This window comes from Wenzhouxiangella sediminis (assembly GCF_003410055.1).
Classification (GTDB): domain Bacteria; phylum Pseudomonadota; class Gammaproteobacteria; order Xanthomonadales; family Wenzhouxiangellaceae; genus Wenzhouxiangella; species Wenzhouxiangella sediminis.
The window spans coordinates 42,606-55,928 of sequence record NZ_QUZK01000002.1 but is presented as its reverse complement, the minus strand read 5'-3'; the positions used below and the strand labels follow the sequence as shown (position 1 = coordinate 55,928).

Below are 13,323 nucleotides of genomic sequence, written 5' to 3'. Positions count from 1 at the left end.
ATGCAGTGTCAATCTGACGCGCCAAGCACACGCACACCGATCCCCTTTCCGGCCAGCCGTTCGAACAATTCGGCCTGGTGCCCGGCATCGCGCGTCTCGAGTTCAAGCGTGATCTCGGTAAACCCCACCGGCACATGCACCTCGCCCCGGCGGTGGCGGACCTCGCGGACGTTCATGCCGAGCGAGGCCACTTCATCGATCAGTCCGGCCAGACTGCCCGGCCGGTCCGGCAGGGTCACGGCGACGCTCAGCAAGCGCCCGCTGGCATTCAGGCCGTAGTCGATGGAGCGGCCCACCAGGGCCATGTCGATATTACCGCCGGAGATCACGCAGGCCACCCGATCGTCGCCGGAAACCGCGATGCGATCCTCCAGCAGCGCCGCAAGGGCGACCGCGCCGCCGCCTTCGGCGATCGTGCGCGTGCTCTCCAGCAGGGTCACGATGGCGCTTGCGATCGCGTTGTCGTCGACGGTGACGATCTCGTCGACGTGTTCGGCAATGACCTGGCGGGTGAGCTTGCCGGGTGCCTTGACGCTGATGCCGTCGGCGATCGTGCGCGCCCGCGGATCGATGGCCTCGAAGCCGCCGTCGGCGAGAAAATGCCGCCAGGGCGCGACCGCATCGGCCTGCACGCCGATCAGGCGAATGTCGGGGCGCTGCAGCTTCAGCGCGAGCGCAATACCCGAAAGCAGGCCGCCGCCTCCGAGGGGCACGACACAGGCCGTCATCCCGGGCAGATCCTCGAGCATCTCCAGGCCGCAGCTGGCCTGACCGGCAATGATGTCCCAGTCGTCGTAGGGCGAAATGAACGCCAACCCCTCGCGCTCACTCAGTTCATGCGCGCGTCCGGTGGCTTCCTCGAGGCTGGTGCCGACCTGCTCGATGCGCGCGCCCAACGCCCGGCAGGCGTCGACCTTCGTCATCGGCGCGGTCTCGGGCATGACCACCGTGGCCGGCAGCCCGAAGCGCCGGGCGGCGTGGGCCACCGCCTGGGCGTGATTGCCTGCCGAAGCGGCCACCACGCCGGCCGGGCGGTCGGCACCGTCGTTCAGCCTGGCGAGCTTGTTGCTGGCGCCGCGGATCTTGAACGAGCCGGTCAGCTGCAGGTTCTCGTGCTTGAGAGACAGCGGCGCGCCGATGCGTTCGGACAGGCGCTCACTGCCGGTCAAGGGCGTTCGCACGACCTGACCGCGAATGCGTTCACTCGCGACCTGCAGGTCGGATAGTGCCAGTTCGATGGCCATGGCCGTCATTCTGGCATCAATTCGGCGCGTCCTGCCGCTCGAGCCGATCGAGCAGATCCAGCGCTCGACTCTGCAGCGCCCGATAGCCCGCCTCCCACTGACCTTCTCGCGGGCTGGTGCGTGCCAGGCGCAGGATCAGTTCGCGCATCTGGCGATTGTCTGCCTGCAGCCGCTCGTAGTCGTCGGCATGAACCAACTCGACGGCGCGATCCTGGCAGATGCCCAGGCAGGGCTGGGGCGCTTCGATGCGACCGCAGCCGACGCACTCCCAGGCCTTGAAGCGGGGATTGGTCAGGTGGGTCATGTTGCTTGCTCCCGGGGCGCCGACAGGCCGGCAACCCAATAAAGTATGTAGAATGCATATTATGGCAGAAACCTCCGAGACCGGGCGCTCGAGCGCGTGGGCCGGCACCGCTCCGCGTGTCATCACCGAAACCTGGTTCTTTCCGCTGGCGGCTCTGTACGGGGCGCTCGTCGTTCCGATCTTCGCCGCCGCCTGGACCGGATTGATGCCGGCGCCGCCCGGCCTGCGTACCGTGGCCGGGCATGCTCACGAGCTGCTGTTCGGCTACGCGCTGGCGGTGGTCTGCGGCTTCCTGGTCAACCGCGTCGAGTGGCCGCGGCTGGCGCTGCTGCTGGGGCTGTGGCTGACCGCTCGCCTGGCCTTCTTGTTTGTGCCCGAAAGCCTGCTGGCGGCGGTGAGCAACATCGGCTTCGCCGCCGTGCTGGCCGCGACCGCCGCGCCGCGCTTCATGAAGGCGGCCAAGAAATGGCGCAACCGACTGACCGGGCCCCTGGTCATCGCGCTGTGCGCCTGCGCGGCCGCCTTTCATCTGGTGCTGGCCCGGGGCGGCGGATTCGTGCTGTACCTCATACTGGGCGAGGCGGTCGTGCTGTTCGCCGTGCTGATGCTGTTCTTCGGCGGGCGTCTGATCGCTCCGGCAGCGGCCGGGGCCATCGAACGTCGCGGCGGAAGCCTGGAAGCACGTGTGCAGCCGCGCATCGAGGGGGCGATTCTACTGTCGATGATCGGCGCGGCAGTCACCGGACCGGTTCCGGCCCTGGGCCTCGTTCACGGCCTGCTGCTGGTCGTCGCCGGGGCTCTGGCGATCGTGAGGCTGCTGCGCTGGCGTCTCTGGGAGTGCGCGGGCCGGACCGACCTTTTCTGCCTGGGCCCGGGTTACGCCTGGCTCGGCGCCGGACTGATCCTCCTGGGCGCGAGCCGCGGCTTCGACCTGGGGCTGGCGCCCGCCACGGCAACGCACGCGATTACCGTCGGCGCACTCGGCACGCTGACAAGCATCATCATGCTGCGCACTCGATTACTCCGCTTGAGGATCGATCCGACGGCCCGCGCTTGCTGGCTGGTGGCGACGACCATCCTGATGGCCGTGGCGGCGCTGGCCAGGCTCTTCGGGGCCGGCAGCCCCGGCTCCTTGCTGCTGGCCGCGGCCTGCTGGAGCACCGGCCTGCTGACGACCTTCGTCGTGCTGTCGCTCGAGCGCGGCCCGGCTCAGCCCTCGGCGAAGGCGAACAGCAGGTCGGCGTAGAACTTCTCGACCTCGGCGAGCCCGGCCGCATGCACGCCTTCGGCCGGATGAATGAGCATGAACTCGTCGGGCGCGTGCGCGCCGGCGCCGTGACCGAGCCCGCCGAACACGAACGGCAGGTCGAGGTGATCGGTGAACTGGTAGAAGGGCGCGCTGCCCGCCAGCCAAGGGGACACCGCGGGCGGGTGACCGTATCGGTTGAACACCGAAATGGCGGTGCGCACCAGCCCGGATTCCACGGAGGTGCTTGCCGCCGGATAGCCGCGACCTTCGATCTGGACGATCTCCAGGTCGGCGTAGCCGTGGCGATCCAGGTGATCGCGAATCATGCGCCAGACCTGCTCGGGCTCGCGTCCGGGCGGCAAGCGGGAGTCGATCTTGGCGGTGGCGACCTGCGGCAGGATCGTCTTGCCGCCCTCGCCCGTGTAGCCCGACCAGATGCCGTTGATGTTGAGCGTCGGCTCGAACAGGTAGCGCAGCACGAGATCCCGCGATTCCAGGTCCTGCACCCAGCGCTCGACGCCGAGCGATTCCTGAAGTCCGGCGAAAGCGTCGCGTTCGACCATACCGTTGATCAGCCGCTGTTCTTCCGGCGTCGGCCCGCGCAGGCCTTCGTACCAGCCGTCGATGAGCACCGTGTTGCCGTCGGCGGAAGTCATCGAAGCGATGGCGTTGACCAGCCTCAGTGCCGGAGCGTCGACGACGGCCTTGTAGGAGCCGTGAATCTCGTTATCGCGCGGGCCGCCCCAGTCGCCGCCGGCCGAGCGCAGCTCGAAGTAAACGATGCCCTTGACGCCCAGGTTGAGCGATACCGAGCCGCCGCTGCCCTGCAGGTTCATCGGAAAATACGCGCCGTCGGCCTCGCGCAGGCGATCCGCGTAGGGGGCCAGGACCTGGTCGAAATGGGTCGATCCCAGCTCCTCCTCGCCCTCGGCCACGACGTAGAGATTGACGGGCAGCGTGCCCTCGGTCGCGATGATCGCGTCGAGCGCGTTGAGAAACGCCCGCTCGGGGCCTTTCTGGTTGGTGGCGCCGCGCGCCATCAGGACCGTGCCCAGCTCGGTTTCGACCAGCTCACCGGCAAAGGGATCGTCGATCTGCCAATTGTCTTCGACCGGCTGGACGTCGTACATCATGTAGACGACCAGGGTCTTCTCCGCGCCGGCATCGTAGTGCCCGAACACCCCCGGATGACCGTCGGTTTCGACGATGTCGACCTCGGCGAAGCCGAGTCGGCGCAGGTCGCCGGCGAGCATTCCGGCCATGGCGTCGATGCCGTCGTCCTGCGCGCTGATCGAGCGCTGACGCACCCAGCGCTGAAGCTCGCCGATGTGCCGCTCGATATCGGCATCGATGCGGTCGTGGACGGCATCGTGCGCGCCCGCGTAGGCGGGGATCTGCCCGGAATCGAAAGCCTCTTGCGTGTCGAACTCGTAAGCCGGACGAATTCCGGCGCGGTCGTCCCCGGCCAGGGCGATGGCGGCACTCAGTCCCCATGCGAGGATGATCAGTCTCGGAAAAAGGCGGGTCACCAGCGGCTTTCCTCGATCGTTGAAGAGTGGGGGCGTTCGCCCGAATGGGCGTTCAGTGTACCCCGCAGGTCGGGAGCGACCGATCGCGACCGCGCCCGGCGATCGGGTCAGTCCGCCCAGCCGGGGTGCTCGAAGTGTTCAGGATAGGCCTGCAGTACGCGGTGGAGCCGATGCAGGCCCCGATGCGGTTCGTCGGACTCTCGCAACATGCGCGCGGCATCCAGCGAGGCGGCGAGCAGCTTGTGCAGCTCGGCATCGGCGTCCGCGGGCAGACGGCAGTTGGCAAACATGAAGTTGACCTTCTGCTCGATCGTGTCGGCCAGCCCAGCAGCCTGTTCGGCGTCGAAGGCATCGTTGCGGTAGGCCGCGTGGGCCGGCCCGAAGGCAGCCTCGAGTTCGCTCATGCCCTGCCGGAGGGATTCGTCGCTGGCCCACTTGCCCGACTCCGGGCGCTGCAGCTGGAGCTCCCCGCTGGCGTGCATTTCGTGGTGGCCTTGCTCGTGCTTGCCCTGCTGTGCGCCGGCGACGCCGCTGAGGCCCAGCGTGATCAGGACGGCGAGCAGTACGTTGGTTCCGTGTTTCATGTCAGTGGCTCCTCGGTTGTTGTCAGTCGGCCAGTTCGCGCCGCACCAGGGCGGCCAGGTGTCGGCAGTAGCGGTCGAGGTAGTTCAGGCCTTCCTCGTGTCCGCTCAGCCAGGGATTCATCAGGGTGTGGCGCAGCAGGAAGACGCTGTCGGCCTGCTCTCCGGAATCGTCGGGCTCTTCCACGAAGGTCGCCGGGTCGAGATCGAGTTCATCCATCAGCCGCGCCGCGGCCTTCGCCCCCAGCTTGTCGCGGTGCACCAGGGTGCGTGAGCCGAAGAACTCGCGCGTGTGGATATCGATCTCTTCGCCCACGCCCAGGTGCGCGTAGAGCCGGCGCCCAAAGGCGTTCATCCTCGCCAGCGAACGGTTGCCGGCCGGATTGATCGCCAGGCAGACCAGGTTGGTGTCGGGCTCGAAAGGCAGGGCCACGCGGGCGATGCCGTCGAGCTCGTCGCGCAACTGGTCGACGTGCTCGAAGAAATATTCGCAGTTGCGGATCGTCTCGCTGATCAGGCGACCCATGTTTTCGGCGTCCAGCGGCAGCACCCGGTGGCTCAGCCAGGCGCCGGCTGCGGCCGCACCGGGTTTGGATCCCTCTAGGATGTACTGGCCCAGGTTGCGGAAGCGGCGCTCGTATTCCGAGTCGGCGGTGGCTTCGGCCTCGTCGAAGACGTAGGCGGCCTTCTGGCTGATGAAGTCGGTCATGCCGCGATTGCGCGCCACATAGGCGCCGCAGCCGAAAGGCACGTAGCCCAGCTTGTGCGGATCGACCGTCAGCGAGTCGACATGGCGAAGCGCGGCGAAGGCCTTGTAGACCGGCGCCGACGGGAAGAAGTGGAAATCGCGCTGCATCTCTTCGTGACCGAGCAGCGTGCCGTCGGGCCGGTGGAACATGCTGGCCAGGTAGCCGCCCCAGGCGGCGTCGACGTGGACGGCGAACTCCAGGCCCGCCTTTCGCCAGCGCTGCCGGGCGGCCACGATTTCGTGGATCGGATCGATCGATCCGAATTCGGTGGTGCCGAGAATGCCGATCACCGCCAGCACCGGCCGGCCCTGCTCGTGGAGCTGGGCGAGCTTGCGCTCGAGCGCGTCGGCGTCCAGGCGCATGCGCTCGTTGACGGCGACGGCTTCGAGCTGCGCGCTACCCAGGCCCAGAAGCTTGAGCGCCTTCTCCCAGGAGTAGTGCGCGGTATCGGCCACCAGAACGGCCGGCGTGCCGAGCGCCGGGTGGCGGGCATGGAACTCGGCCATGCCCAGGGTCTCGACCCGTTCGGCCTCGATCGCTTTGGCCAGGCGGCGCGCCTCGCGCCGGTCGAGCTTGCGTTCCACCTCGGCCAGCAGGGCGCGCCTCAGACGGATGACGGTGTCGATGGGCAGGTTGAACAGGGCGTGGTCGGAAGCCTGCAGGAAATCCTTCGGGCCGTAGGCGATCTCCCCGGGCTCGAAGCCGGCTTCGCGCATGGCGCTGGCAGCCGCCAGCGGCCAGTAGCGCACGGCGCGGAAATACCAGAGCGCCTCGTCGTTGGCGATGGTGCCGCCCGAAGTGGCGTGACCCCAGGCGCAGGGTTCGCGCTCGGGATCCGTGTTGAGCCCGAACATGGTCGCCAGCTGCCGGCCGAGGTCGAGCTCGAGCGGCAGGGTCACCGGCGAGGCTTCGTCGGTGACATGGTTGGGGTTGTACAGCGTCGTGACCAGCTGGGCGATCAGCCCCGGCAGCAGCAGGTCCGAGGCCATGTGGCCGATATAGCGCGGGTTGAAGAAAGGGGCGGAGTTTTTCAGGCGGGCGGTCAGGCCGTGCAATTCGGTCTTCATGCGGCCGACGAAGCGCCGGTACTCGGGGCCCGTCTCGGCCAGTACGGGGATCTGGGGGCGATCCTCGGGGTGGATGTTGCGTCGCCAATAGACGTGATCGCGCAGCAGCTCCACGAGCACTTTCTCCAGCAGCTCGTTGTTCTCGGCGTAGGAGCCCAGAAACAGCGGGCTGAGCCAATCCACCAGTTGCTCGTCGTCGTGCCTGTTCATGTCCATCGAGATCCGGTTTGTTGATTCCGGTCAAATAGTGGTATATGAAATACTGGTTTACTCACTATACGCCAATTCGGCTCCCGTCGGGGCCGCATGGAGGATGTTGCCATGAATGACCGTCGAGAACCGACCATCGAGGAGCTGCGCCGATTTCCGCTGCTGAGCGGCCTGGACGAGCCGGGAGCGGCGCGCGCCCTGGCCAAGGCACGCGCGGTATCCGTCGAGCGCGGCGAAACACTGTTCCGTCAAGGCGACCCCGCGCGTCGCATCTGGCTGTGCCGAACGGGCCAGCTCAAGCTGTATCGCCTTTCCGACGCCGGCCAGGAGAAGATCATCGCAATCATCAACCCGGGACGTAGCTTCGCCGAGGCGACGTTGTTCATGCCCAGGCGTGTCTACCCGGTCCACTGCGCCGCGCTCAAGCCGAGCGAACTGGTCGGATTCGACGCCGACGACCTGGTCGAATCGCTTCGGGACGACCCGGCCGCCTGCTTTCGCCTGCTGGGCACCCTGTCGATGCGCATGCACGAGAAGATCGATCAGATCGAGTCACTGGCGCTGCAGAACGCGCATCTGCGCGTGGCGCACTACTTGCTCGACGAATACCGAAAGCAGGGGGAGCCCGAGACGTTTCGCCTTGAGGCCAGCAAGAAGCACATCGCGGGATTACTGGCGGTACAGCCCGAAACCTTTTCGAGGAGCCTGACGGCGCTGCAACGCGCCGGCGCGCTCGACGTGGACGCGCGCGTCATCACCGTCACCGATGCCCACAGACTCGAGCGGGCCGCACGCGGCGCACTCGACTCCTGAGGGCAATGTCACCCCGCAAAACGGGTCAAGCCGGCGCCAGGCGACCCGAATGCGCTCCGGCTGCGGGTGCGTGGCTGACGCGATAGTCCGCGGCAATCACCGCGCCGAGCACCAGCACCGCCGTTCCCTGGTGCAGGGTTCCGAGCAGCACCGGCACGTACAGCATCAGCGTCGCGATGCCGAGCGCGACCTGCAAGGTGACCATCGCGAAGAGCACATGGAAGGCAAGGCGCGCACCGCGATCGAGAGAATGAGCGCGCTGGCGGATCCAGGCGGCGATCACCACCGCCAGCGTGGAGAGCGCCAGCACGCGGTGCATGAACTGGACCGTGGCGGTATTCTCGAAAAAATTGCGCCACAGGGGTTCCAGTCCCAGGATGCCTTCGGGAATCAGGCGGCCGGCCATGAACGGGAAATCGTTGTACACGAAACCGGCGCGCAGGCCCGCCACGAAGGCGCCCACGAAGACGGTCAGCCCGGTCATCACCAGCAAGGTGACGGTCCAGCGACGCATCGGATGCGGCCGGTGCTCGGCCGGCATGAGCAGACCCAGTGCCAGCCGGAACATGAACGAGAAGATGATCAGCGCCAGGCTCAGGTGGGCGGCGAGGCGATAGGGGCTGACTCGCGGGATGTCGATCAGGCCGCTCTGGACCATGTACCAGCCCATCCAGCCCTGCAGGGCACCCAGCCCCAGAAGCCCCAGCAGGGGCCAACGCAACCTGTGCGGAATCCAGCCGCGCCACCAGAACCAGGCCAGCGGCAGCGCGAACACCAGTCCGAGCGAGCGCGCCAGCAGACGATGACCGAACTCGAACCAGTAGATCACCTTGAACTCGTCGAGCGACATGCCGCGGTTGACCTTCTGGTACTCCGGGCTCTGGCGATAAGCATTGAATTCCCGCATCCAGGTTTCTTCGCTGGTCGGCGGGATGATGCCGGTCACCGGCTCCCACTCGACCATCGACAGGCCCGAGCCCGTCAGGCGGGTCGCGCCGCCGAGCATGACCAGGGAAAAGAGGACCAGGCAGCACAGGAGCAGCCAGATGCCGACGCGGCGCTGGTGGTGTTTCTCGATCAAGTTCATTCCGGGTGCCTTGCAGGAGGTTCTACGGTGTTTCGAATCCGGGCGACAAGTATAGGTCGGACAGCGTCCACGTGGCGCAGCGCGCCCGCTGCCGCAAAGCGCCTTGGCGCCACGGACGCACCAAAAGCGATATAATCAGTGCATCTTTTGGCGTTTATTCAGCCTCGATTCAGCGCAGACGGATCGCCCGGCCCTAGAATAGGCGTACGCACAACCCAGACCCACAGGAGAGTCGAAATGCGTGTTCTTTTGACTGCAGTCATTCTCGCCGCTGGCGCCGCCGCGGCCCAACCGTCCCTGGCCGCCGACGCCGCCGCCGGTGAAACCAAGTTCAAGCAACTGTGCGCGACCTGCCACGGCCCGACCGGCAAGGGCGACGGCCCGGCTTCGGCCGCGCTCAATCCGCAGCCGCGCGACCTGAGCGACGCCGAATGGCAGAACGCCGTCGACGACGCCCACATCCGCACGGTCATCAAGGACGGCGGCGCCGCGGTCGGACTGTCGCCGATCATGACCGCCTTCGGTCATTCGCTCAACGACGAAGACCTCGACAACCTCGTCGCCTACATCCGCAGCCTGGACGACTGATCCGCGTCGTCCCATCGCCGCCGGGATTCGACCTCGAATCCCGGTGGGTTGCCGACCGCGCCGCCGAGAGACATCACGTCATGCACCAGCCCGGAAGAATCGCCCATCCGCTCGACTTCCTGGCACGGCGCATGCCGCCGCCGGAGATCGCGGCCCTGCCCGTTCGGCTCTGCCCGCCCCCCGTCCAGCGGCACCTGCTCGAGCAAACACTCAACCGCCTGCTGACTGAACTGATTGCCGACGGGGAATTCGACTTCCTGGCCGGCCGCCGGCTGGCGATCGAAATCGAGGACATGAAGCTTCGCTGGGTGGTCACCGCCGGCCAGGGGCGTTTGCAGGCCGTTTCCCATCGTGAACCGGCCGAGGCCACCATCCGCGGGCGGGCCGTCGAGTTCCTGCTGCTGCTCGCCCGGCTCGAAGACCCCGACACGCTGTTCTTCCAGCGCCGCCTGGAAGTGACGGGCGACACCGCAATCGGACTGACGACGCGCAACCTGCTCGACCGCCTGCCGCTCGAAGCCCTGCCGCTGCCGCTGCGCATCGGCCTCAACCGCGCCGGACGATTCGCCCGGCGAGTGCGCCGACAGCAAGCGCCCGCGACCTGAAACGCCCGCTCAGGCGGCCGCTTCGGTCAACCGCCCTGTGCGGTAGTCCTCGATCGCCCGCTCGATTTCCTCGCGCGTATTCATCACGAAAGGACCGTACTGCGCCACCGGCTCGCCGATCGGCTTGCCGGCCAGAATCAGGAGCGATGCCCCCGACTGCCCGGCGCGGATGCGCACGGCATCGCCGTCACCCAGCACGCCGGCGGCGCGATGCGGCAAGGCCTCACCACCGATTTCCGCCTCGCCCTCGTAGGCATAGACGAAGGCGGCGTGACCGGCCGGCAAAGGCAGCTCGATTTCGCCGGACGGCGACAGGCGCAGGTCGTAGAAGCGCGGGTCGGTGGACATCGCGCCCGCCCGGCCGTTGACCGGACCCGCCGCGCTCTGCCCGTCGACCGTGAGCGAGCCGGCGATCACGCGCAGCTGCCCCGCCGCCAGCTCGATCTCGGGAATCCCATCGGCGGGAATATCGCGATAGGCGGCCGACTTCATCTTCTCCGCGGCCGGCAGGTTGATCCACAGCTGAAATCCGCGCATGCCCCCTTCCGACTGCTGCGGCATCTCGGAGTGGATGACGCCCCGACCGGCGGTCATCCACTGTACGCCGCCGGGACCGAGATCACCGGTGTTGCCGAGATGGTCCTCGTGGCGCATGCGGCCTTCGAGCATGTAGGTCACCGTCTCGAAGCCGCGATGCGGGTGCGGCGGAAACCCGGCGAGATAGTCGTCCGGATTGTCGGAGTAGAACTCGTCGAGCATCAGGAAGGGGTCCAGGCGGACCGAGTCGTGCGCCTGCTGACCCAGGCTGCGGCGCAGCTTGACGCCGGCACCGTCCGAAGTCGGACGGGACTCGATGATGCCTTCGAGCTTGCGTAGCGTAGTCATGGTGCGTCTCCTCGACGGCCCTCAGGCCGCCAGTCGTTCGATGGCTTCGACCGCTTGCGCGCGCGCCTGTTCGGCCTGCTCGTCGCCCAGGGCCAGGCCTTCGGCATAGGTGAAGCGGATGTCGCTGATACCCAGCATGCCGAAGAACATGCGGATCAGCGGCGTCTGCGTGTCCATGTCGGTGCCGGCGTACTGACCACCACGAGCGGCGAACACATACATCGGCTTGTCGCCGACCAATCCTTCCGGGCCGCTTTCGGTGTAGCGGAAGGTCACACCGGCGCGGGCCACATGATCCATCCAGGCCTTGAGCGTGGACGGCACCGAGAAGTTGTACATCGGCAGCCCCAGGACCAGTTCGTCGGCCGATTTCAACTCGGCGATGAGCGAATCCGACACAGCCACCGCCGCGTGCTGCTCGGGCGTGCGCTCGACCGGGTCGGCCTGGAATCCCCTGAAGGTCTCGGCGCTCAAGTGCGGCACCGGCTCGAGCGCGAGGTCGCGGCACAGGACACGTCCATCCGGATTGTTGCCGCGCCAGCGCTCGACAAAGGCATCGGCGAGCCGGCTGGATTGACCCTGGCCGTTGAACAGGCTGGACTTGATGACGAGAAGAGTTTTCATGGCGTTACCTCCGATGGGGAAACGGTGATTGATCGTTGCCCGAAAGGATATGTTTGCCTGGGTCGAATAAAAAGCTCATAATTTCGGCCTAATCATTCGATTTGTTCGAACATGGAACATGCCAGGATCACGCTCGAGCAGTGGCGGGCACTGGTCGCCGTGGTCGAGGGCGGCAGCTACGCAGCGGCGGCAGACGCCGTCAACAAGTCGCAGTCGACCCTCAGCTACGCCGTCGACCGCATCGAAACACTGCTGGGCGTCGAGCTGTTCACCATCGAAGGCCGGCGCGCGGTCCTGACGCCGGCCGGCCACACCCTGTACCGGCGCGCCAGGGCCCTGCTGGACGAATCGGGCCAGCTCGAGCGGCTGGCCGGTCGCCTGGCCGCCGGCGAGGAAGCGGAGCTGAAGCTCGCCGCCGAGATCATCTTTCCGACCTGGCTGCTGCTGGAGTGCCTCGACGAGCTATCGGGGGACTTTCCGGACATGCGCGTCCAGCTCCACGAATCGGTGTTGGGCGGTACCAGCGAGCTGCTCACCCGGGGCGCGGTGGACCTGGCGATTGCGTCTTCGATTCCGCCGGGATTCGTCGGCGACCCGCTCATGCGGGTGCGCTTCATCGCCGCGGCGGCACCGCACCACCCCCTGCACCAGCTCGGTCGCACCCTGAGCCTGGACGACCTGCGCGGCCACCGTCACCTGGTGGTGCGCGACAGCGGCAGCCAACCGGCCGCCAGCGAGGCCTACCGCGTGAGCGAGCGGCGCTGGACGGTCACCAGCAAGGCGACGTCGATCCGGGCCGCCTGCATGGGGCTGGGTTTTGCCTGGTACGCAGAGGACATCATCCGGCGCGAGCTCGAAAGCGGCCAGCTCCTGCCGCTGCCGCTGGAGAAGGGACGCGAGCGCTACGCGACCCTCTACCTGGTGTTCGCCGACGGCGACGGCGCCGGGCCGGGCACGCGCCGCCTGGCCGATCTCCTCACTCAGGCGGCTCGCACGTAGGATTGGACACCGCGCTTCAGGTTGTAGAATGCCGCCAGGAGACCATCTGTCCGCCACGATCAATCGTGGATCAACCTCCAATCGGGATCTGCCATGTCGAGAACCGAATCCAGGATGCTTCCGCTGGGCACGCCCGCACCCGATTTCCGGCTGCCTGATACGGTCAGCAGCGAGATGCTGAGCTTCGAAGACATCGCCGGCAGCGAGGCGACGCTGGTGATGTTCATCTGCAACCACTGCCCCTTCGTCAAGCACGTGCTAGACGAACTCGTCCGCCTCGGCAACGACTACGACCGGGGCCGGGTGGGCGTGGTCGCCATCAGCAGCAACGACGTGACCGGCTATCCGCAGGACCGCCCCGAACGCATGGCGGAACTGGCCCGCTCGAAGCGATTCCCCTTCCCCTACCTGTTCGACGAATCGCAGAACGTCGCCCGCGCTTTCGGCGCCGCCTGCACGCCGGACTTCTACGTCTTCGGCGGCGACCGGCGCCTGGCCTATCGCGGCCAGCTCGACGACTCCCGCCCCGGCAACGACAAGCCGGTCACCGGCCGCGACGTCCGCGCCGCCCTCGACGCCCTGCAGGCCGGCCTGCCGATCACCGAGGACCAGAAACCCTCGATCGGCTGCAATATCAAGTGGAAGGAGTAGAGAAGGTTTCAGGTTTCAGGGTTCAGGGGGACGCCGGGGCGCATTAGAGCAGCGGTGGGCGGACAAGCCGCGCCAGGCCGTTTGTTTTCCCGAACCCGGAACCCGGAACCCCGAACCCCTTAGGTGTTTTCCTGAAAC

The 13,323-nt window shown here is 67.0% G+C and carries 14 protein-coding genes; 6 read left to right on the top strand and 8 right to left on the bottom strand.

Going from position 1 to position 13,323, the window contains the following annotated elements; all coding sequences use genetic code 11:
- Positions 1-8: 8 nt before the first annotated feature.
- Complete coding sequence (gene ilvA / locus DZC52_RS00240; protein ID WP_220338229.1) at positions 9-1,244, bottom strand: threonine ammonia-lyase; 1,236 nt, start codon at positions 1,242-1,244, stop codon at positions 9-11.
- A gap of 16 nt (positions 1,245-1,260) precedes the next feature.
- Positions 1,261-1,548, bottom strand: a complete 288-nt coding sequence (locus tag DZC52_RS00235; RefSeq protein ID WP_116649111.1) for a hypothetical protein — start codon at positions 1,546-1,548, stop codon at positions 1,261-1,263.
- A gap of 52 nt (positions 1,549-1,600) precedes the next feature.
- On the opposite strand from DZC52_RS00235, the gene DZC52_RS00230 reads away from it, so the two are divergent.
- Positions 1,601-2,794, top strand: a complete 1,194-nt coding sequence (locus DZC52_RS00230; protein WP_220338228.1) for an NnrS family protein — start codon at positions 1,601-1,603, stop codon at positions 2,792-2,794.
- On the opposite strand, the gene DZC52_RS00225 is transcribed toward DZC52_RS00230, so the two are convergent.
- The 3 genes from DZC52_RS00225 to DZC52_RS00215 form a co-directional block, all read right to left on the bottom strand.
- Positions 2,758-4,326, bottom strand: a complete 1,569-nt coding sequence (locus DZC52_RS00225; protein ID WP_116649109.1) for a M20/M25/M40 family metallo-hydrolase — start codon at positions 4,324-4,326, stop codon at positions 2,758-2,760. The genes DZC52_RS00230 and DZC52_RS00225 overlap by 37 nt on opposite strands.
- A 107-nt stretch (positions 4,327-4,433) precedes the next feature.
- The gene (locus DZC52_RS00220) at positions 4,434-4,910 is read right to left on the bottom strand and encodes a hypothetical protein (RefSeq protein WP_116649108.1); all 477 of its coding nucleotides are present in this window, start codon (positions 4,908-4,910) and stop codon (positions 4,434-4,436) included.
- Positions 4,911-4,932: 22 nt separating this feature from the next.
- Positions 4,933-6,933: a pyridoxal phosphate-dependent decarboxylase family protein gene (locus tag DZC52_RS00215; RefSeq protein WP_220338227.1), complete on the bottom strand. Its 2,001-nt coding sequence runs from the start codon at positions 6,931-6,933 to the stop codon at positions 4,933-4,935.
- A gap of 111 nt (positions 6,934-7,044) precedes the next feature.
- Here DZC52_RS00215 and DZC52_RS00210 point away from each other — a divergent pair, with 111 nt between their 5' ends.
- Positions 7,045-7,746: a Crp/Fnr family transcriptional regulator gene (locus DZC52_RS00210; RefSeq protein ID WP_181918688.1), complete on the top strand. Its 702-nt coding sequence runs from the start codon at positions 7,045-7,047 to the stop codon at positions 7,744-7,746.
- Positions 7,747-7,771: 25 nt separating this feature from the next.
- Here DZC52_RS00210 and DZC52_RS00205 read toward each other — a convergent pair whose 3' ends face one another.
- Complete coding sequence (locus DZC52_RS00205; protein ID WP_116649106.1) at positions 7,772-8,833, bottom strand: COX15/CtaA family protein; 1,062 nt, start codon at positions 8,831-8,833, stop codon at positions 7,772-7,774.
- A 237-nt stretch (positions 8,834-9,070) separates the two neighbouring features.
- On the opposite strand from DZC52_RS00205, the gene DZC52_RS00200 reads away from it, so the two are divergent.
- Positions 9,071-9,421 (top strand): c-type cytochrome, encoded by a 351-nt coding sequence (locus DZC52_RS00200; RefSeq protein ID WP_116649105.1) that lies wholly within the window; start codon positions 9,071-9,073, stop codon positions 9,419-9,421.
- A gap of 80 nt (positions 9,422-9,501) precedes the next feature.
- Entirely contained in the window at positions 9,502-10,026 is a 525-nt protein-coding gene (ubiT, locus tag DZC52_RS00195; protein ID WP_116649104.1) for a ubiquinone anaerobic biosynthesis accessory factor UbiT, read from the top strand.
- Between the two features lie 9 nt (positions 10,027-10,035).
- Here the strand turns inward: ubiT and DZC52_RS00190 are convergent, their stop codons facing one another.
- Positions 10,036-10,911 carry a pirin family protein gene (locus tag DZC52_RS00190; protein WP_116649103.1) on the bottom strand — a complete coding sequence of 292 codons (876 nt, stop codon included), beginning with the start codon at positions 10,909-10,911 and terminating at the stop codon, positions 10,036-10,038.
- Positions 10,912-10,932: 21 nt separating this feature from the next.
- The gene (locus DZC52_RS00185; RefSeq protein WP_116649102.1) at positions 10,933-11,535 is read right to left on the bottom strand and encodes an FMN-dependent NADH-azoreductase; all 603 of its coding nucleotides are present in this window, start codon (positions 11,533-11,535) and stop codon (positions 10,933-10,935) included.
- 111 nt (positions 11,536-11,646) lie between these two features.
- Between DZC52_RS00185 and DZC52_RS00180 the strand changes: the two genes are divergently transcribed.
- Positions 11,647-12,534 carry a LysR family transcriptional regulator gene (locus DZC52_RS00180; RefSeq protein WP_116649101.1) on the top strand — a complete coding sequence of 296 codons (888 nt, stop codon included), beginning with the start codon at positions 11,647-11,649 and terminating at the stop codon, positions 12,532-12,534.
- A gap of 93 nt (positions 12,535-12,627) precedes the next feature.
- Positions 12,628-13,185 carry a thioredoxin family protein gene (locus DZC52_RS00175; RefSeq protein WP_116649100.1) on the top strand — a complete coding sequence of 186 codons (558 nt, stop codon included), beginning with the start codon at positions 12,628-12,630 and terminating at the stop codon, positions 13,183-13,185.
- Positions 13,186-13,323: the final 138 nt, after the last annotated feature.